Source organism: Mesorhizobium sp. RIZ17 (assembly GCF_051127865.1).
In the GTDB taxonomy this organism is placed as follows: domain Bacteria; phylum Pseudomonadota; class Alphaproteobacteria; order Rhizobiales; family Rhizobiaceae; genus Mesorhizobium; species Mesorhizobium humile.
In genome coordinates this window covers 4,041,505-4,059,852 of the sequence record NZ_CP147861.1, presented here as the reverse complement: position 1 = coordinate 4,059,852, position 18,348 = coordinate 4,041,505, and the positions used below count along the sequence as shown (strand labels likewise).

General features: G+C 64.2%; 16 protein-coding genes. 10 read left to right on the top strand and 6 right to left on the bottom strand.

Annotated elements, in window-relative coordinates; translation table 11 throughout:
• Positions 1-149: 149 nt before the first annotated feature.
• From WDX12_RS19320 to WDX12_RS19305, 4 genes are all read right to left on the bottom strand, one after another.
• A complete protein-coding gene (locus WDX12_RS19320) occupies positions 150-1,220 on the bottom strand; it encodes an ABC transporter substrate-binding protein (RefSeq protein ID WP_320294670.1) in 1,071 nt (356 codons plus the stop codon).
• A 27-nt stretch (positions 1,221-1,247) separates the two neighbouring features.
• The gene (locus WDX12_RS19315; protein WP_434721630.1) at positions 1,248-2,066 is read right to left on the bottom strand and encodes an ABC transporter permease; all 819 of its coding nucleotides are present in this window, start codon (positions 2,064-2,066) and stop codon (positions 1,248-1,250) included.
• Positions 2,063-2,965: an ABC transporter permease gene (locus tag WDX12_RS19310; RefSeq protein ID WP_430699233.1), complete on the bottom strand. Its 903-nt coding sequence runs from the start codon at positions 2,963-2,965 to the stop codon at positions 2,063-2,065. The genes WDX12_RS19315 and WDX12_RS19310 overlap by 4 nt, the downstream gene beginning before the upstream one ends.
• 82 nt (positions 2,966-3,047) lie before the next feature.
• Entirely contained in the window at positions 3,048-4,331 is a 1,284-nt protein-coding gene (locus tag WDX12_RS19305; protein ID WP_434721629.1) for an NAD(P)/FAD-dependent oxidoreductase, read from the bottom strand.
• A 197-nt stretch (positions 4,332-4,528) separates the two neighbouring features.
• Here WDX12_RS19305 and WDX12_RS19300 point away from each other — a divergent pair, with 197 nt between their 5' ends.
• From WDX12_RS19300 to WDX12_RS19280, 5 genes are all read left to right on the top strand, one after another.
• Positions 4,529-5,686 carry a fumarylacetoacetate hydrolase family protein gene (locus WDX12_RS19300; protein WP_434721628.1) on the top strand — a complete coding sequence of 386 codons (1,158 nt, stop codon included), beginning with the start codon at positions 4,529-4,531 and terminating at the stop codon, positions 5,684-5,686.
• A 268-nt stretch (positions 5,687-5,954) separates the two neighbouring features.
• Complete coding sequence (locus WDX12_RS19295; RefSeq protein ID WP_320294666.1) at positions 5,955-6,887, top strand: sugar ABC transporter substrate-binding protein; 933 nt, start codon at positions 5,955-5,957, stop codon at positions 6,885-6,887.
• A gap of 123 nt (positions 6,888-7,010) precedes the next feature.
• Positions 7,011-7,997 carry an ABC transporter permease gene (locus WDX12_RS19290; protein WP_320294665.1) on the top strand — a complete coding sequence of 329 codons (987 nt, stop codon included), beginning with the start codon at positions 7,011-7,013 and terminating at the stop codon, positions 7,995-7,997.
• A gap of 4 nt (positions 7,998-8,001) precedes the next feature.
• Positions 8,002-8,796, top strand: coding sequence for an ATP-binding cassette domain-containing protein (locus WDX12_RS19285; protein WP_320294664.1), 795 nt, complete (start codon positions 8,002-8,004; stop codon positions 8,794-8,796).
• 83 nt (positions 8,797-8,879) lie between these two features.
• On the top strand, positions 8,880-9,902 hold the full coding sequence (locus WDX12_RS19280; protein WP_320294663.1) for a LacI family DNA-binding transcriptional regulator: 1,023 nt from the start codon (positions 8,880-8,882) through the stop codon (positions 9,900-9,902).
• 326 nt (positions 9,903-10,228) lie between these two features.
• Here WDX12_RS19280 and WDX12_RS19275 read toward each other — a convergent pair whose 3' ends face one another.
• Entirely contained in the window at positions 10,229-10,810 is a 582-nt protein-coding gene (locus WDX12_RS19275; RefSeq protein ID WP_320294662.1) for a TetR/AcrR family transcriptional regulator, read from the bottom strand.
• 250 nt (positions 10,811-11,060) lie between these two features.
• On the opposite strand from WDX12_RS19275, the gene WDX12_RS19270 reads away from it, so the two are divergent.
• Genes WDX12_RS19270 through WDX12_RS19260 form a run of 3 tightly spaced genes read left to right on the top strand, consistent with a single transcriptional unit; the run spans position 11,061 to position 15,658 of the window.
• Entirely contained in the window at positions 11,061-11,300 is a 240-nt protein-coding gene (locus tag WDX12_RS19270; RefSeq protein ID WP_320295027.1) for a hypothetical protein, read from the top strand.
• Entirely contained in the window at positions 11,294-14,494 is a 3,201-nt protein-coding gene (locus WDX12_RS19265) for an efflux RND transporter permease subunit (RefSeq protein WP_434721627.1), read from the top strand. Before WDX12_RS19270 ends, WDX12_RS19265 begins: the two co-directional genes overlap by 7 nt.
• A 15-nt stretch (positions 14,495-14,509) precedes the next feature.
• Positions 14,510-15,658 carry an efflux RND transporter periplasmic adaptor subunit gene (locus WDX12_RS19260; RefSeq protein WP_434721626.1) on the top strand — a complete coding sequence of 383 codons (1,149 nt, stop codon included), beginning with the start codon at positions 14,510-14,512 and terminating at the stop codon, positions 15,656-15,658.
• A 72-nt stretch (positions 15,659-15,730) separates the two neighbouring features.
• Here WDX12_RS19260 and WDX12_RS19255 read toward each other — a convergent pair whose 3' ends face one another.
• Positions 15,731-16,666, bottom strand: coding sequence for a LysR family transcriptional regulator (locus WDX12_RS19255; protein WP_434721625.1), 936 nt, complete (start codon positions 16,664-16,666; stop codon positions 15,731-15,733).
• Between the two features lie 100 nt (positions 16,667-16,766).
• Between WDX12_RS19255 and WDX12_RS19250 the strand changes: the two genes are divergently transcribed.
• On the top strand, positions 16,767-17,558 hold the full coding sequence (locus WDX12_RS19250; RefSeq protein ID WP_434721624.1) for a HalD/BesD family halogenase: 792 nt from the start codon (positions 16,767-16,769) through the stop codon (positions 17,556-17,558).
• A 96-nt stretch (positions 17,559-17,654) separates the two neighbouring features.
• Complete coding sequence (locus tag WDX12_RS19245; protein ID WP_434721623.1) at positions 17,655-18,344, top strand: GntR family transcriptional regulator; 690 nt, start codon at positions 17,655-17,657, stop codon at positions 18,342-18,344.
• Positions 18,345-18,348 lie beyond the last annotated feature (4 nt).

Genomic DNA, 18,348 nt, shown 5'->3' with positions numbered 1-18,348 from the left:
TCTCCCCTTGTGGGAGAAGGTGTCGCCGAAGGCGACGAATGAGGGGTGCTCCAGCTTGGCAAGGACGGCGACCCGTCCAACACCCCTCATCCGTCTCGGCGCTGCGCGCCGATCCACCTTCTCCCACAAGGGGAGAAGGTAAGGGGCGCTCAGCCGCCCGCCTTCACCTTCTCGAACATCTTCGCCATATCGTCATTCTGCTTCATCGGCCCGGTGAAGATGGTGCTCTTCAGCATCACGTCCGGATCCGCCGGCAGCTGCAGCTTGTCCAGCTCCTCCTTCGACACGCCGGCGAAGGCGGTCGAGAGCGAGCTGCCATAGCCGTAGGACTGGATCAGGAACTTGCCCGAGTCGGCGTCGAGCCGGCTGTTGATGAAGTCATAGGCGAGATCGACGTTCTTGGCGTCCTTAAGCATGACGAAGCCGCAGGCCCAGGTGAGCATGCCTTCCTTCGGCTTCATGAACTCGACCGGAACACCCTGCTTCTTCAGCGAGGTGGCCGACGCGTTCCAGGTCATGGCGGCGACCAGCTGGCCGCTTGCCAGCGCCTGCTCGACCGAGGTCATGTCGGTGGTGTAGCTCGACAGCAGCGGCCGCTGCTCGCGCAATTTCGCGGCGACCTTCTCCATCTGGTCCGGCGTCATGTCGAACGGGTTCACGCCGGCGAGCAGCGCTGCGACGATCGGCGTGTCATGCACGGCGTCGATGGTCGCCATGCGGCCGGCATATTGCTTGTCCCACAGAAGGTTCCAGCTCGCCTCCGGGTTCTTCACCAGATCGGTGCGGTAGAGGATCGAGGTGTTGCCCCAGTCCCACGGCACCATCCACACCTTGCCGTCGCCGGCCTGCAGGTCTGGCAGGTTCTTGAACACCGGGAAGATCGAATCCCAGTTCTTGATGCGCTTGGTGTCGATCGGCTGCAGCAGGCCTTCCTTGTTCCAGCGCGCCACCTTGTCGTAGCAGGGATGCGCGATGTCGGGGCGGAAGCCGGCCTTGACCTTGGTGAAGGCGTCGTCGTCGTCGCCGAAGATCGTCGCCTCGACGCCGTCCGGATGCGCGGCAAGGAAGCTCTTGTTGAAGTCGGGCAATTCATAGCCCGACCAGGTGAAATATTGCAGCTTGTCGGCGGCAAGAGCGACCGTCGACGACAGCGCCATGGCGAGCGCCGTGAGGCCCGCCAAGGCTTTGCGGCCAGTGATCGATTTCAGGTGGAATGTCATTCTCGTTCTCCTCTTCTTTGTTGTGGTTCAGGCTGGATTGCGGCGCGCGGCGCCGAGGCCGCGATGGCGAAGGATTTCGGCGGTGCCGGCGATGACGAAGGAGACGCCGAGGATCACCGTTCCCAGCGCCATCACGGTCGGCAGCGAGCGCGGGAAGCGCAGTTGGCTCCAGATGTAGAGCGGCAGCGTCGGCTCGGTGCCGGCGAGGAAGAAGACGACGATGAACTCGTCGAAGGAAATCAGGAAAGAGAGCATGAAGGCCGACAGCACGGCCGGCGCACTCAGCGGCAGCATGACGCGCCGGAACGTCGTCCAGTCGGAAGCGCCGAGGTCGAGCGCGGCCTCGCGAATGGTCTTCGGGATGGCGGCGAAGCGGCTGCGCATCACCACCACCGTCGTCGGCAGCGCAACGAGGATGTGACCGAGCACGATGGAAACGCGCGATGGGCCGAGGCCGATGAGGTTGACCAGGATGAGCAGCGAAATGCCGACGATGACGCCGGGGATCAAGATCGGCAGCCTGGCGATGGCGCTGATGGTGGCGGCGAGCGGCGAGCGGCCGTAAAGATCCATATAGGAGACGGTGATGCCGCAGAGCGTCGCGCCGGAGGCGGCGACGACGCCGATGACCAGGCTGTTGGCCAGGGCGCCGGAGAGCGCCGGGTTGCCATAGAGCGTGCGGTACCATTCCAGCGTGAAGCCCTGCAGCGGAAACGCCGCCTGGATCGAGTTGTTGAAGGAAAACAGCGGAATCAAAAGCACCGGCAGATAGAGGAAGACGAGATAGCCGAGCACATAGAGGCCGAGCCAGTGGCCGTCCGCATTGATGTCGGTCCGCGCGCTCATGTGCGGCTGCCAAACCGGCGGTCGGCACCGCGCGCGACCAGCACCACGCAAAGAATGACCAGCATGACGCAGACCGAGAGGGCTGCGCCGAACGGCCAGTCATTGGCCTTGCCGAACTGCGACTGGATCAGCGTGCCGATCATGGTGCTGGCCGGGCCGCCGACCATGGCCGGCGTGACATAGTCGCCGACCGTCGGCACGAAGACGACAAGTGCTGCCGCCAGCACACCCGGCATGGAATTCGGCAGCACGACGCGGCGGAAGCTGGTGAACGGCCGCGCGCCGAGGTCGGACGCGGCTTCGAGCAGCGATTTCGGGATCGTGTCCAGCGCCACATAGATCGGCAGGATGGCGAAAGGCGCGTAGGCGTGGGCGAGCGTCACCACGACTGCCGCCGGCGTGTTAAGGAAGGCCAGCGTCGGCTGCGACCACAGGCCGGTCTCGATGAAGGCAGAGTTCAGCACGCCGTTATAGGCGAGCACGATCTTCCAGGCGAAGACGCGCAAAAGGTAGCTGGTCCAGAACGGCAGCGTGACCAGGAAGAGCAGCAGGTTGCGCCGGCGGCCGGCATGGAAGGCAAGGTAATAAGCGACCGGATATGCAGTCGCGACGGTGGCGAGCGTCACAAGGCCGGCGATGACCAGCGAGCGCAGCGTCACCGTCCAGTAAAGCGGATCGGTGGCGACGGTGAAAAAGTTTGCGACCGTCAGGCCGACGCCGAGCAACGAGCCGTCATTGCCCCTAAAGGCGAGGAAGACCACGAGGCCGAGCGCGAACAGGATGAGGAAGAATGTGACCAGCCCGCCAGGCAGCAGCATGGCGAAGCGGAACACTGGCGAGATGCGGTTTTCCGGCAATGGCCGTGTTGCGACGATGGTCGACGACATCGAACTGCCCATCGAAATTCTGAAATCTCCTAATGATTTTTCATGTTCATGAAACTGTCAAGCTGAATCGCTTGTGCGCCGCACGCGTTCGGCGTCAGCGCTCGAAGGCGTCGAGCATGCGGTACCAGGTGATTGCCGCGGCAACGCCGACTTGGCGGAAGGCGTGGAATGGGATTGGCCGGATCGGCGACAGCGGGAATGGCAATTGCCTGGCGTCACCGCTTGCAAGGTAGTTCGCCATCCGCCTGCCCAGCGCGCTCATCAGCCCGACGCCCCTGCCCTGGCAGCCGACGACCGCGAGCAGGCCCTTTTCCGGCTCGTGCAAATGCGGCAGATGATCCGGCGTCAGCGCCACGCGACCGAACCAGCGCTTTTCGATGGCGATGCCGGTAAGCGCCGGATAGAGGCGGATGAGCGCGCGTTCGCAATGCGCCCAGTCCGCGGGACTGGAAGGCCGCGCCATGCGGCCCCGCCCGCCCAGCACCATCCGACCGTCAGCGCTTTTGCGGTAATAGACCAGAATGCGGCGGGAATCCGAAACCGCCTGGCCTCCCGGCAGAATGCTGGCGGCAAGCTCCGCCGGCAGCGGTGCGGTGGCGATCTGGAAGGAATGCAGCGGCACGATCGTCTGGGCGAGGCCAGGCAACAGGCCATCCGTATAGGCATTGGTGGCGAGCACGACCGCTTTGGCACGTAATTCGGCGTCTCCTTCTGTCGAAACCCGCCAGGCGCCGACATCCCTGCGGAGCTTCACCACCCGCCGCCGCTCGGCGATGCTGGCGCCGGCGGCCGAGGCGACGCGGGCGAGTTCCAGCGTGTAGGACAGCGGATCGATGACGCCGGCGCGGCGATCTAGCCAGCCGCCGAGATAGCCCCTCGCGCCGGTCATCGCAGCAACCTCCGCCTGGTCGAGCAGCTTGACGTCGGCGCCGCGCGAGCGCCATTGGCGATCGCGGTTTGCTGCCGCTGCCAAAGCGGTCTCGGTATGCGACGCCTGGATCCAGCCATTGCGGGTGAAAGGCACGGCCAGCTTCTCGTCGCGGATCACATCGAACACGGCGTCGGCCGTCGCTGCGGCGAACTCGACCAGGGCTTCGCCGCGCTCCTTGCCGAAGTGCCTGAGCAGCCATTCCGGATCGTATTTGAGGCCTGGAATGACCTGGCCGCCATTGAGGCCTGAAGCGCCCTGCCCGATCGCGCCGGCGTCAAGCACCTGAACGGAAAGACCCGCGCGCGCCGCGTGCAGCGCGGTGGAAAGGCCCATGATGCCGCCGCCAACGATGACCGCGTCGAGCGTGCCACCACTCGACAACTCAGACTGAAATACCGGGGCTACCTGTGGCTTTCGCCAGATCGGATCGGAAAAGGCTGCGGGCAAGAGGTCACCTAGCGCTGGAGCTTCGTGAAAATCCTATTGTCGATTTCACAGATTTGAAAGAGCGCTTCGATGGGCCAGTCCAGCCGTGGCTGTGTGACAGCACACGGATGACCATAAATGTTGCGGCCGGCGGGATAGACGTTTCCGCGAAATCGGGGAAAAGTGCCGCGCGCGAAAGATCGAGAGGATGCATCACCATGACCGACCCGACCCGCCTGCCCGCCGACGGACTTTTCGTCGGCCGCGCCAGGACAAGCGAAGCGTCCCATCCGCTGGTGGTCACGGTGCGTGACGGCGAGGTCATCGACATCACGTCGAGCGCGGCGCCTACGGTGCGCGATGTCTGCGAGCTGCACGATCCGGCCGGCTATCTGCGCTCGGCACAGGGCAAGGCGATCGGCGCGCTTGCCGACATCGCGGCGAACAGCTTCGAAGCCGAACGCGACGCCAAAAAGCCGATGCTGCTTTCGCCCGTCGACCTGCAGGCGGTGAAGGCTTCCGGCGTCACCTTCGTCGTCAGCCTGCTCGAGCGCGTCATCGAGGAACAGGCGCGCGGTTCGGCCGAAAAGGCGGACGCCATCCGCGCCGACATCGCCGGGCTGATCGGCCATGACCTGTCGAAGTTGAAGCCCGGCTCACCGGAAGCGATGGAAATCAAGGCCAAGCTGATTTCGCGCGGCGCCTGGTCGCAATATCTGGAAGTGGGCATCGGCCCGGATGCCGAGATCTTCACCAAATGCCAGCCTATGGCCTCGGTCGGCTTCGGCGCCGATGTCGGGCTGCACCCGGTCTCCACCTGGAACAATCCGGAGCCAGAGATCGCCATGATCGCCGATAGCTCAGGCCGCATCGTCGGCGCCACGCTCGGCAACGACGTCAATCTGCGCGACGTCGAGGGGCGCTCGGCACTGCTGCTCGGCAAGGCCAAGGACAACAATGCCTCCGCCTCGCTCGGCCCCTTCATCCGGCTGTTCGACGAGACGTTTTCCATCGCCGACGTGAAGCGCGCCACGGTGCGGCTCAGCGTCGAGGGCGAGGATGGCTTCTCGCTGCAGGGCGCGAGCTCGATGGCGGAAATCAGCCGCACGCCGGAGGAGCTGGTCAAGGCGGCAATGGGGCCGCATCACCAGTATCCCGACGGGCTGGCGCTCTATCTCGGCACCATGTTCGTGCCGTCGAAGGATCGCGGCGAGAAGGGCAAGGGTTTTACCCACAAGGTCGGCGACATCGTCACCATCTCGTCGGAAAAGCTCGGCGCGCTCACCAACCGCGTGCGCCTGTCGCCGGACTGCCCGCACTGGACCTACGGCGCCAGCCACCTCATGCGCGACCTGGCCAGGGCTAATCTGATCTAGGGCCGCACCACGAGTGGCGTTGTCCAACGTCTACGCAACATGAGGGCGACGGTGCCGCGTGCCCGGGAAAATATCGCCGCAGCTGATGCAATCTGATGGGATTGCTGATGGCGTGCGCGCCTCACCCAACATCCACTGGCGATGGAGGCTTGCCACCGCCCGAAAAAGAGAATGCTCTAGACGTTCCGGTCGGCGCTGGCGAGAGATGCGGCCCAAGGCCGCATCGCGCCTGATCAAGGAGGAACGTTTCAACATGGGAGGAAATCGAATGCTTTCGCGGCTAAGACTGCTCGTGCTTGGCTTGATCGCGGTCATCGCCATTCCGGCGATGGCCCAAGCCAAGACATTCTACTGGATTTCGCATGGCGGCCCGGCCGATCCGGTCTGGACCTACTTCCTGGCCGGCGCCAAGCAATGGGCGACGGACACCGGCAACAAGGTGAACACCTCGTTCCACAATGGCGACGTCGCCTCGCAGCAGGAGGCGATCCGCGCCGCCATTTCGGCCAAGGCCGACGGCATCGTCACCACCAGTCCCGATCCGGGCAGCCTGATCGAGCTGGCCAAGGAAGCGCGGGCGGCCAACATCCCGATCATCAACTTCAACACGCCCGATCCGAAGGCCAACTTCAACGCCTATGTCGGCGGAGACAACGTCACCTTCGGCAAGCACTGGGCGCAGTACCTGGTCGACAAGGGCCTGGTGAAGAAGGGCGACTTCGTGTGGATGCCGGTCGAGGTGCCCGGCGCCACCTACGGCGTGCAGGAAGAGGAAGGCATCAAGAGCGTGTTCGGCCCCGCCGGCATCACCTATGAGATCACCGAGGCGACGCTCGACCAGGCCGAAGTGATCAGCCGCATGTCCGACTATCTCACCGCGCACAAAGGCAAGGTGAAGGCCATCATCGGCCTCGGCGACCTCGTCACCGGCTCGATCAAGCGCGTCTTCGACCAGGTCGGCGTCAAGCCGGGCGAAATCCCGGTCGTCGGCTGGGGCAACTCTCTCGACACCACCCAGGAAGTGCTGAACGGCTATGTCAACGCCGCGCAGTGGCAAGACCCGCAGGCGACCAGCTATGTGGCCCTGTCGCTGGCTAATATGGCCGCCAGCGGCATTCCTCCGGGCTTCAACGTCATCACCGGCGCGCTCTATGAGAAGGACACCGCCGGCGTCTACGACAAGATCCTGTCCGGCAAATAAGTCCCGCGCATTCACCGGCGCCGCGCTTTCCACCTTAGGCGCGGCGCTGGATGCTATAGTCGTCGGAGCTTGCCGCCAGTCGAGGCGAAGGCCCGGCCAGTCCAATCGTATCGCGGGTATCTCGTGGAAAATCGTTCCTTCATCCAGCGCCTGATCGGCAGATCGGAATTCGGCCCCCTCGTCCTGCTCGTCATCGAGTTGGTCGTATTCTGGGGCATCAATCCCGACTTCCTGTCGGCGCAGAACATCTCCAACATCCTGGCCTTCACCGTCGAGCTCGGCCTGATCGCGCTGGCGATGACGCTGTTGATGACATCAGGTGAATTCGACCTGTCGGTGGGCTCGCTGTTCGGCTTCTCGCCGGTGCTGATGTGGACGCTCTACAACAGCGGCGTCACCTCGCTGGAAGTCGGCCTGCTGATCGCATTGCTGGTCGCGGCCGCGATCGGGCTGGTCAATGGCTGGTTCGTCACCCAGCTCAAGATCCCGTCCTTCCTGGTGACGCTCGGCATGCTGCTTGTCGTGCGCGGCACGGCGCTGTTCGTCACCGACGGCTTCCCGCAGCGCACCTGGAGCGCTGAAGGCAGCTGGCTGGCGAACATACTGGTCGGCGATTTCTATATCGGCCCGTTCCGCATCTATGCATCGCTGTTCTGGTTTATCGGTGCGGCAATCATCCTCGGCTATGTGCTGACGCAGAGCCGCACCGGCAACTGGATCCAGGCTGCCGGCGGCAATCCGAACGCCGCCCGCGCGCGCGGCGTCAACGTCAGCCGCGTCAAGGTCGGCCTGTTCATCCTGTCGGCGGTGATGGCTTCGCTGGCCGGCGTGATCTCCTCGCTGCGCACCTCCGCGGCCAACCCCAACAGCGGCACCGGCTACGAGCTCGAAGTCATCGCCATGGTGGTGATCGGCGGCACGGCGCTGACCGGCGGACGCGGCACCATCATCGGCACGGTGCTCGGCATCCTGATCCTGCGCGTCATGCGCAACGGCATCGTGCTGATCGGCGTGCCTGGACTTGCCTACAACATCTTCATCGGCGCGATCATCCTCGGCATGATGGCGCTGCATTCATGGCTCGAGCGCCGTCACCAGGCAGGGACTTAGAACCATGGCCGAACCGCTCATCCGCATGGAAAACATCCGCAAGTCCTACGGGCGCGTGCAGGCGCTGGTGGACGCCAATTTCCACGTCAACGAAAAGGAGATCGTCGGCCTGCTCGGCGACAATGGCGCCGGCAAGTCGACATTGATCAAGGTGTTGTCGGGTGCCGTGCCATTGACCAGCGGCGACATCTACATCCGCGGCAAGAAGGTGACTTTGCGCTCGACCAGCGACGCCATCGCGCATGGCATCGAGACCATCTACCAGGACTCGGCGCTGGTCACGCAGCTGTCGATCGCGCGCAACCTGTTTCTCGGGCGCGAGCCGATCAAGCAGCCGCGCTTCCTGAACCGCATGGACCAGGAGGCGATGAACGCGGTGGCGCGCGACCTTCTGCGGCAGGTCGGCATCACCAAGAACATCCCGCCGACGACGCCGATCGGCTCACTGTCGGGCGGCGAGCGGCAGGCGGTGGCGATCGCGCGGGCCATGCATTTCGACAGCGACCTGATCATCCTCGACGAGCCTACCAACAATCTCGGCGTCGCCGAGACGCAAGGGGTGCTGAGCTTCGTGCGCAGCGCCCGTGATTCCGGCCATTCCTGCATCTTCATCGCGCACAACATCCATCACGTCTTCCAGGTGGTCGACCGCATCGTGGTGATGCGCCGGGGCAAGGTGGTGGCCGACGACATCGATCCGAAAAAGACCACCGTCGCCGAGGTCGAGCGCGTCATCACCGGCATGTCGGACAAGGAGATCCGGGACGCAATCGCCGATGGCCGGGAAGCGCATGGCTGACTGCTGAAGGGCGGATCGCATCGGCGACGCGGCCATTTGCCCGCCGCTGGCACAGGATTGCATCAGCGCCTATGACTGGACCCATGAAAGCCACCGTAGCCGACATCGCCAAGAGCTGCGGCCTGTCGACCGCGACCGTCGACCGGGTGCTGAACAACCGCCCGGGCGCGAGCGCGGCCAACCGGCAGCGCGTGATGGAGGCGGCCAAGCAGCTCGGCTACCTGCCGACGCTCGACCAGGTGGTGCTGCCCTCGAAGCCAGCGCATCTCGAATTCTTCCTGCCGATCGGGTCCAACGCCTTCATGGCCGATCTCGCCCATCACATCGAGGATTATGCGGCGCGCCTGCCCCTGGTCGCCTCCTGCCGCATCCACAACCTTGCCGGCATTTCGCCGGGCGCGCTGCAAAGCGCGGTGGAGAATCTTTCGCTGAAGGCCAATGGCGTCGGCATCATTGCCGTCGACCACCCGCGCACGCGCAACATCCTGCGCGAGCTGGTCGATGCCGGGATCAGGCTGGTCACGCTGATCTCGGATGTGCCGGCCGCGCCCCGCTCGGCCTATGTCGGCATCGACAACCGGGTGGCGGGCCGCACGGCGGCGCTGCTGATGGGCCGGTTCCTTGGCGGCCGGACCGGACATCTGGCGATGGTGGTCGGCTCGCGCTCCTATCGCGGTCACGAGGAGCGCGAGATGGGTTTTCGTTCGGTGTTGAGCGAGGAGTTCCCCAACCTCACAGTTTCCAGCGCCGCCGAGAGCAATGACGACCCTGACGCCAGCTACCGCGCGACCATCAAGGCGCTGCACAACGAACCGGAGCTGCTCGGCATCTACTGCGTCGGCGCCGGACGGTCCGGCGTGGCCAAGGCCTTGCTCGAGGTCAAGCCGCGCAGGAAGCCGGTCTTCATCTGCCACGACCTGACCAAGGAAACGCGCCGCTATCTCGTCGACGATCTCGCCGACGTCGTGATCGACCAGAATGCACGGCTGATCGCCGAGCAGTCGGTGATCCGCCTGCTCGGCTCGATCGCCTCGTCGGCGCCCTACCTGACCAAGAAATTCATCGAGCCGCGGTTGATCTTCAAGGAAAACGTGCCGGTGCAGTAGTGCGCGGACAGCGATTCCCAGGATTTGTCTGATGATTGATCCGGCAAATCTGCACAGCAGCTATGCACGTTTCGCAATTGCCGAATCGTTGGGCAACTCGTAGACATCTGGGTGTCGGCCGTCTCCTCCTCCCAGATGTGATGCCGACGCTGAATACGGTACACCTCCTCCCGTGCCGTATTCGAAATCGAAGCCCGCTGCCACCTCCTCCCGGCAGCGGGCTTTTTCTTTGCGCGCAATGAGGCGGAGCGCCCCCTCACCCGGATTGCCAAGTCGAATTGCTTTGCAATTCGGGCAATCCGACCTCTCCCCGAGGGGAGAGGAAGTCAGCGCGCCCGGAATGAGGCGATCAGGCTTTCGGCCATGCGCACGAATTGCGCGCTCGGACCTTCGGCGCCGACGCTCTGCATCGAGACGCGCGCGCCTTCGAGCAGCAGCGACAGCGTGTCGGCGAGGAGCTCCGCCTGGCCGATGCCGGCATCGCGGCAAAGCGCGACCAGCTTCTCGCGCTGGGCCTCTTTCAGTTCCTTGATGACGCGCCTGGCCGGATGATCGGTCTCGGTGAGCTCGACGGCGGCATTGGCCATGTCGCAGCCGCGGCTGTCGGCGCTGAGCAGTTGCGAAGCCTTCTGGACCCAGGCATGCAGCTGGGCGAGCTTGTCGCCGGGATGCTGGGCCTCGAACTCGTCCCAAATCCTTGAAGCCTTCGCCGCCGTGGCGCGCAGGCACTCGATGATCAGCTCGTCCTTGGATTCGAAGTGACGGTAAAGCGTCATCTTGTTCGTGCCGGCAGCCTCGGTGATGGCGTCGACGCCCACACCTTTAATGCCGTGCTTGTGGAACATGTCCTGCGCCGTCTCCAGGATTCGATCCCGGGGGCGGGAACGCTCCGCGACGCCGTCAGTCATGATGATCTCCTTTTGTCGTTTCCAAAAAAACCGTCGCCACCTCTTGACTAGGGTGTTACCGGTCTGTAACTTCCAGCATGTTACTTACTGGTAACACCTATATCACTCGTCGTCAAACGACAAGGCCCTCCGATAGCCCTGCCAGAGTGAGATAGGCCAGAAAACCTGCCTGTCATGCGGCTTCGGCCGGTGAATTCGAGAAAAATCGGCCCGTGGTCAATCGATGCGGGCCGAGCAAGGAGCCACTCCTATGCAAAAGCGCAAAGACCTGACGATCGACGAAGCCATCCGGGATCCGATGATCCGGCTGGTGATGAAGGCGGACGGGATCGACCCCAAAGCCTTCGAACGGATGCTGCGCTCGCGCGCGGCCGAACAGGCGCTGGGCGAAGATATCCCGCCATCCTTCCTGGCGGATTCCGGCTCCGGCCGGGCCCGGCGCCTGCGCCATTTCGCAAAACCGTTCGGCGAGGCGTCCGCATCATGGTGAACTTCTTCATCCACCGCCCGATCTTCGCGTCGGCGATCGCCATCATCATGGTGCTCGCCGGTGCGATCGCGTATTTCCTTTTGCCGGTCTCGCAGTTCCCCGACATCACGCCCCCGCAGGTCGTGGTCAGCGCCCATTATCCGGGCGCCAGCGCGCAGGTCGTGGCCGATACGGTCACCACGCCGCTCGAGCAGCAGATCAATGGCGTGCAAGGCATGACCTACATGTCGTCGACGAGCTCGAATGACGGCTCCTCGACCATCACCATCACCTTCGACGTCGGCTATCCGCTGAGCACGGCGGCCGTCGACGTGCAGAATCGCGTCAGCCAAGCGGCGTCCTCCCTGCCGGCGATCGTCAACCAGGGCGGCGTGACGATCAAGAAGCAGAACCCCAATTTCGTGCTGATCGTCGACCTCACCTCGCCTGACGGCTCGGTCGATCCGGTGGCGCTGAGCAACCTCGCCTATCTGCAGGTGGTCGATCCGCTCAAGCGCCTGCCCGGCGTCGGCGACGTGCAGATCTTCGGCGAGCGCCGCTATTCGATGCGTGTCTGGCTCGACCCGGACAAACTGGCCAATCTCGGCATCACCGCCGTCGATGTGCAGAACGCCATCGCCGAACAGAACGTGCAGGTGGCGGCCGGCAAGATCGGCCAGTCGCCGGCGCCAGCAGGCACCGCCTTCGAGATGCAGGTCAATGCCGTCGGCCGTCTCAGCGACCCGAAGGAATTCGGCGACATCGTCGTGCGCGCCAATTCGCAGAACGGCTCGCTGGTCAGGCTGCGCGACGTCGCGCGCATCGAACTCGGCGCACTGCAATATTCGTCATCCGCCTTCTTCGGCAAGGATCCGACCGTGGTCTTGGCCGTCTACCAGATGCCCGGCTCCAACGCGCTCGACCTGCAGCAGCGGGTCAAGGACAAGATGCAGGAACTGTCGCAGCGTTTCCCGAAGGGCGTCCACTACGCCATGCATTACGACACGACGCGCTTCGTGTCGGCCTCGATGCATGACGTGCTGATCACGCTCGGCGAAGCGCTGGTGCTGGTCGTGGCAGTGGTGTTCGTCTTCCTGCAAAGCTGGCGCACCACCATCATCCCGACCATCGCCATTCCCGTCTCGCTGATCGCGACATTGGCGATCATGTACATGCTGGGCTTCTCGCTCAACATGCTCTCGCTGCTCGGCATGGTGCTGGCGATCGGCCTTGTCGTCGACGATGCGATCGTCGTCGTCGAAAACGTCGAGCGACAACTGGAGGCAGGGCTCAAGCCGCTTGCCGCGACGCGCGCGGCGATGGCCGAGGTGACCGGGCCGATCATCGCCACCACCGCGGTGCTGATGGCGGTGTTCATCCCGGTCGCCTTCATCCCCGGCGTTTCCGGCCGGCTCTACAATCAGTTCGCGTTGACCGTGGCGATCTCGGTCGGCATCTCGGCCTTCAACTCGCTGACGCTGAGCCCGGCGCTGAGCGCCGCCTTCCTGCGCCATCGCGGCGAGACACAGTTCGTGCTGTTCCGCTGGTTCAACGCCGGCTTCGACTGGCTGTCGCATGCCTATGCGCATGGCGTGCGCATCCTGATCAAACTGCGCTGGATCATGCTCGGCCTGTTCGCGGCCGGTCTCGTCGCCACCTACTTCGTCTGGCAGAAGCTGCCTTCGACCTTCCTGCCGGTCGAGGACCAGGGCTATTTCTTCGTCGTCATCCAGTTGCCGGACGGCGCTTCGCTCGAGCGCACCGATGCCGTGGCGCAGAAGGCGCGCGACATCCTGCAGAGCACGCCCGGCGTCGACATCGTCGGCTCGATCAGTGGCCTGAACTTCCTCACCAGCGCTGCACAGTCGAACTCGGCGGTCGAGTTCGCCATCCTGAAGCCGTGGGACGAGCGCGGACCCGATCAGAGCGCCTCGAAGCTCGTCGAGCAGGTGCGCGGCAAGCTCCTGCAGATGCCGGACGCGTTCGCGCTCTCCTTCGATCCGCCCTCGATCCCGGGCATCGGCACCACCGGCGGCTTCGAGTTCCAGGTGGAGGACCTGTCGGGCCGAGGCAGCGCGGCGCTGAACGACGTCACGCAGGCGCTGCTCGCCGAGGCGCGCAAGCAGCCGGAGCTCAACCCGCAGCAGCTGTTCTCGTCCTTCTCGACCTCGACGCCGCAGTTCAACTACGACCTCGACCGCAGCAAGGCGAAGCTTCTCGGCCTCAACCTGCCGGACGTCTTCAACACGCTGCAGATCTATCTCGGCTCGCTCTACGTCAACGACTTCAACCTGTTCGGCCGCACCTTCCGCGTGACGATCCAGGCCGACAAGGACGCGCGCGCCGACGCCACCGACATCTCCAGGCTTTATGTGCGCAATGCGTCGGGCGGCATGGTGCCGCTGAGCACGCTGGGCAAGCTTGTGCCGATTGTCGGACCTGAGACCGTGCCGCATTACAACAACAACGCCTCGGCGCTGATCAATGGCGGCGCTGCCCCCGGCTTCTCGTCCGGACAGGCGGTGGCAGCCATGGAGCGGGCGGCGGCGAACGTGCTGCCGCGCGACTTCGGCTACGAATGGACCGGCATCACATTCCAGGAGCTCAAGGCCGGATCGATCGCGTCTGTCGTGTTCGGGCTGGCGATCGTCTTCGTCTTCCTGATCCTGGCGGCGCAGTATGAAAGCTGGGCGATGCCATTCATGGTGCTGCTCGCCGTGCCGCTCGCCTTGTTCGGCGCCTTCGTGGTGCTCCTGCTGCGCGGTATGCAGATCGACGTCTACTCGCAGATCGGCTTCGTCATGCTGATCGGCCTGGCGGCGAAGAACGCGATCCTGATCGTCGAGTTCGCAAGGCGACGGCGCGAGGAGGGTCTCACCATCGTCGAAGCGTCGATGGAAGCCGCGCGGCTGAGGCTGCGGCCGATCCTGATGACGGCCTTCGCCTTCATCCTCGGCGTGCTGCCGCTAATGTTCGCGACGGGTGCAGGTGCCGCCAGCCGGCAGTCGATCGGCACCACCGTCTTCGGCGGCATGGTTGCGGCGACCATCCTGTCGCTGGTCTTCGTGCCGGTCTTCTACGCGGTGATCGAACAGCTGCGCGAACGCCGCGGCGGGAAAGAACCTGCCACGGGGCATCACGACGCCCCTCGGCAGGAGGAAATTGAACCGACCGCCGAGCCGGCGCTTCAGCCGCTCGCGCAGGCGGCCGAATAGGATTGGAGATCAATTATGCGTAGATGGAAAATCGCTTTAGGGTCGGCCGTCGCGCTGGGCGCAATCTCGGTGGCCAGCGTGCACTTTCTCGACATGGGCAATTTGAGCGGCGGCACGGCGGGCGCAGCACCCGCGCCGGCAGCCTTCGTCATGCCGGTGCCGGTGGTGAATGTCGTGAAAAAGACGCTGCCGATCTATCTCGACTACGCCGCGCGGGTGGAATCGATCCGCAACATCACGCTGCAGGCCCGCGTGCCGGGCTATCTGCAGGAGCAGACCGCGGCCGACGGCAGCGACGTCAAGCAGGGCGACATGCTCTACCGCATCGCGCCGGATGACTATCAGGCCGCGCTGGACCAGGCGAAGGCCCAGGTGCAGCGCGATAGCGCGACGCTCGAATATGCAAAGTCCAATCTCGGCCGCGGCACCGATCTTGCCAAGGCCGGTTACCTCGACAAGGACAGCTTCGACCAGCGCACCAGCAACCTGCGCGCGGCGCAAGCCGCCCTTGCCGTCGACCAGGCAACGGTGCGGACGGCCGAGCTCAACCTCGGCTATGCCGAGATCAAGGCGCCGTTCTCGGGGCGTATCGGCCGTAACCAGGCTTCGGTCGGCACGCTGGTCAGCGTCGCCGGCACGGTGCTCAACACGCTGGTGCAGCTCGATCCGATCTATGTGACCTTCAATCCGAGCGAGACCGATCTCATCCAGATCGAGCAGGCGAAGGCCAACGGTCCGATCGCCGTCGATGTGCTGCTGCCCGGCGAGACCCAGCCCAGCCAGAAGGGCGAGCTTACCTTCATCGACAACACGATCGACCACTCGACAGGCACGATCACGGCGCGCGCCACGATCGGCAACGCCAAGTTCACGCTGCTGCCCGGACAGTATGTGCGGGTGCGGCTGCATGTGAAGGAACAGCCCAACACGCTGATGGTGCCGCAAGTGGCGCTGGGTTCCAGCCAGCTCGGCAAGTACCTCTATGTCGTCGGCAAAGGCAACACCGTCGACCAGAAGCTGGTGTCGCTTGGGCCTACCGACGGCGACCTGATTTCCGTGACCTCCGGTATCTCCGAGACCGACCAGGTGATCACGGGCAATCTGCAGAAGATCGGACCCGGAATGCCGGTTTCTCCCTTGCCGCAACCGAAACCGGCCAGCTGATAACCCCCATCAGTTTCCGGTCCGACGGCGCCCTCGACACCCACGTCGAGGGCGCCGTTTTGCCATGAGGGTTCAGACGGCTCCCGACGCCGACTCCGTGCGCGGCTTCGCGGGATTGCTTGCAAGCAGTTCGACCAATCCGGCGATGTCGGCGCGTTCCGCCTTGGCCGGCAGCATGAAGGCGCAGTAGGGCTGGCCGAGACGAACCGAGACGGACGACAGGGCGATCAATCGGCCCGCCTCAAGGTCGGCACTCGCCATCACCCTCTGGCCGAGCGCTATCCCCAACCCCAGCCGCGCCGCACCGATCGCCAGGCTGGACAGGCCGACGCGGCGGCCATGCGAGGGGTCCGGCGCGCGGCTGCCGCCGGCAGCGGCGAACCAATCCGCCCAGCTCGGGTGCGAGGCATAGTTCGGCCCCCAATTGGTGTGAATGAAGTGGCTCTCATGCACGTCGGCCAGGCCGGCGGCACCGTTGCCGTGGCGCCGCCAGAACTCAGGCGATGCGACCGGCAGGACGTCGTCATGAACGAGGCGCGCCATCTTGAGCGCCGGGTAGTGATAGTCGCCATAGGAGATGCGCAGATCGATGTTCTGGCGCACCACGTCGACGGGATCATCCTCGACCCGGACGTCGATCGCCATCCGCGGAAAACCGTCGAGCAGCACCGCGAGCCTTGGCGCCAGCCAAAGCTCCGCCAGGGAGAACGGCACGCTCACCACAAGGCACGTGCGCAAGCCGCCTTCCAGCATGCGCCGGCCGACCGCCGCGATCTCGCCCAGCGCATGCGCCGTCTGCGGATAAATGGCGTGGCCGGCATCGGTCAGCGCGATGCGGTTGCCGTTGCGCATGAAGAGCTGCTTGCCGAACCAATCTTCCAGATTGCGGATCTGCTGGCTGACCGCGGCCGACGAGACACCTAGCTCGGAGGCGGCGAGCGTGAAGCTGCCGGCGCGAGCCGCGACCTCGAAGGTTCTCATCGCGTTCAACGGCGGAAGCTTGTCCATACCATCCTCGAAAGTTTTTCTTGTGAGAGCCTAACAATTTTCTGCGTTGCGGCAAAGATTTCCTTGCCGTGTAGTGACAACAGGATTTTTGGAGGACGCTATGATCGAAAACATTCTCGACCTGGACCGCTATCCGCTCGACCGCGAAGGCAGCCCTGAGTGGCAGAAGCTGGTAGACGAGTCCAAGGCCGCGCTCGCGGCCAGCGGCATGTTCAACCTGGAAGGCTTCCTGCGTCCCGGCATGGCCGAACGGGCCGTCGCCGAGATCCGGCCGGTAATGGACACGCGCTCGCATGTCCACAGACGCTTGCACAACATCTACTTCAAGCCGTCGATCCCGGAGCTTTCGCCGGATCATCCGGCGCTACGCAAGGTCGAAACGATCAGCCATACGGTCTGCGCCGACCAGATCCCGAGAAGCACCGTTTTGTCGATCTACGAATATGCACCGCTGGTGCGGTTCCTGGCGGCGACGATGGACAAGCCGCAGCTTCATGTCATGCAGGATCCGCTGGCCCGCGCCAATGTCATGGGCTATCGCGCCGGCGAGGCACTCAACTGGCATTTCGACCGCTCGGAATTCACCACGACGCTGCTCTTGCAGGCGCCGGATATCGGCGGCGATTTCGAATACCGCACCGACCTGCGCTCGGACGACGATCCGAACTATGACGGTGTGGCGAAGCTGCTCGAGGGGCGCGATCCCGAGGCAAAGATCCTGCGCATCAAGGCCGGCACGCTGAACGTTTTTCGCGGCAAGAATACCGCGCATCGCGTCACCACCGTCGAGGGCAACCGCGAACGCATGATCGCGGTGTTCTCCTACTATGAACGTCCAGGCGTCATGTTCACCGATGAGGAGCGGATCGGGTTCTACGGACGAGCGGCATGAAGCTGCCGGTTCAAAATCCGGAATTCAAGGAAATCAGCTCTTGTTAGATTGTCGACAATCTGCTTGTCTTGCAGGAATTCCTCTCGGAGTCGACTTATGGCAAAGCTGGATTTCAGTCCGATCGCGGATACGACGCGCAGGGCGGAGATCGTCGCCCTGCTGCGGCGGGCCATCCTGACGGGACAGCTGGAGCCGGGGCAGAAGCTCAACGAGCTCAGGATTTCGGAGCAGATGCGGGTGAGCCGCGCTCCATTGCGCGAAGCGATGCGCGAGCTGGTGCAGGAAGGCATACTGACCAGCATCCCCTATGCGGGGACCTTCGTCATCGAGGTCACCGCCAAGGACATCATCGATGCCTATTCGCTGAACCAGGTGCTGGACGAATTCGCCATCGAGCGGACCTGGCCGCTGCGCGACCAGCGCTTCTTCGACGAGCTCGACCGCCGCCATGAAGCGGTGAAGCAGGCGACGCGCGCGAAGGACACCACGCGCCAGATCGAAACGGCGCTGCAACTGCATGGGCTGATCTATGAGTGGGCCGAAAACTCGGTGCTGCTGGAGACCTGGCAGCGGCTGACCAGCCGGCTGCAGATGTATTTCGCGCTGCATCAGCGGGCGCGCAACGAGCCGGTGCCGGCCGAGGACGTGCACGAAACCTATGTGGCGCTGCTCAAAGGCGCGGACATGCGCGCCGCCCAGCGCCATGCGCGCGAGCATATCGACCTCGATTTCGAAGAGCTTCTTGCCTACGCGCGCGGCCTCGAAAAGCGCGCATCGAAGAACTGACAGA

Excerpts from the sequence above, each read along its gene's own strand:
- WDX12_RS19250 (WP_434721624.1), top strand. The coding sequence starts at position 16,767 with ATGATCGAAAACATTCTCGACCTGGACCGCTATCCGCTCGACCGCGAA.
- WDX12_RS19320 (WP_320294670.1), bottom strand. The coding sequence starts at position 1,220 with ATGACATTCCACCTGAAATCGATCACTGGCCGCAAAGCCTTGGCGGGC.
- WDX12_RS19285 (WP_320294664.1), top strand. The coding sequence starts at position 8,002 with ATGGCCGAACCGCTCATCCGCATGGAAAACATCCGCAAGTCCTACGGG.
- WDX12_RS19275 (WP_320294662.1), bottom strand. The coding sequence starts at position 10,810 with ATGACTGACGGCGTCGCGGAGCGTTCCCGCCCCCGGGATCGAATCCTG.
- WDX12_RS19270 (WP_320295027.1), top strand. The coding sequence starts at position 11,061 with ATGCAAAAGCGCAAAGACCTGACGATCGACGAAGCCATCCGGGATCCG.
- WDX12_RS19295 (WP_320294666.1), top strand. The coding sequence starts at position 5,955 with ATGCTTTCGCGGCTAAGACTGCTCGTGCTTGGCTTGATCGCGGTCATC.
- WDX12_RS19315 (WP_434721630.1), bottom strand. The coding sequence starts at position 2,066 with ATGAGCGCGCGGACCGACATCAATGCGGACGGCCACTGGCTCGGCCTC.
- WDX12_RS19310 (WP_430699233.1), bottom strand. The coding sequence starts at position 2,965 with ATGGGCAGTTCGATGTCGTCGACCATCGTCGCAACACGGCCATTGCCG.
- WDX12_RS19260 (WP_434721626.1), top strand. The coding sequence starts at position 14,510 with ATGCGTAGATGGAAAATCGCTTTAGGGTCGGCCGTCGCGCTGGGCGCA.
- WDX12_RS19265 (WP_434721627.1), top strand. The coding sequence starts at position 11,294 with ATGGTGAACTTCTTCATCCACCGCCCGATCTTCGCGTCGGCGATCGCC.
- WDX12_RS19280 (WP_320294663.1), top strand. The coding sequence starts at position 8,880 with ATGAAAGCCACCGTAGCCGACATCGCCAAGAGCTGCGGCCTGTCGACC.
- WDX12_RS19245 (WP_434721623.1), top strand. The coding sequence starts at position 17,655 with ATGGCAAAGCTGGATTTCAGTCCGATCGCGGATACGACGCGCAGGGCG.
- WDX12_RS19300 (WP_434721628.1), top strand. The coding sequence starts at position 4,529 with ATGACCGACCCGACCCGCCTGCCCGCCGACGGACTTTTCGTCGGCCGC.
- WDX12_RS19255 (WP_434721625.1), bottom strand. The coding sequence starts at position 16,666 with ATGGACAAGCTTCCGCCGTTGAACGCGATGAGAACCTTCGAGGTCGCG.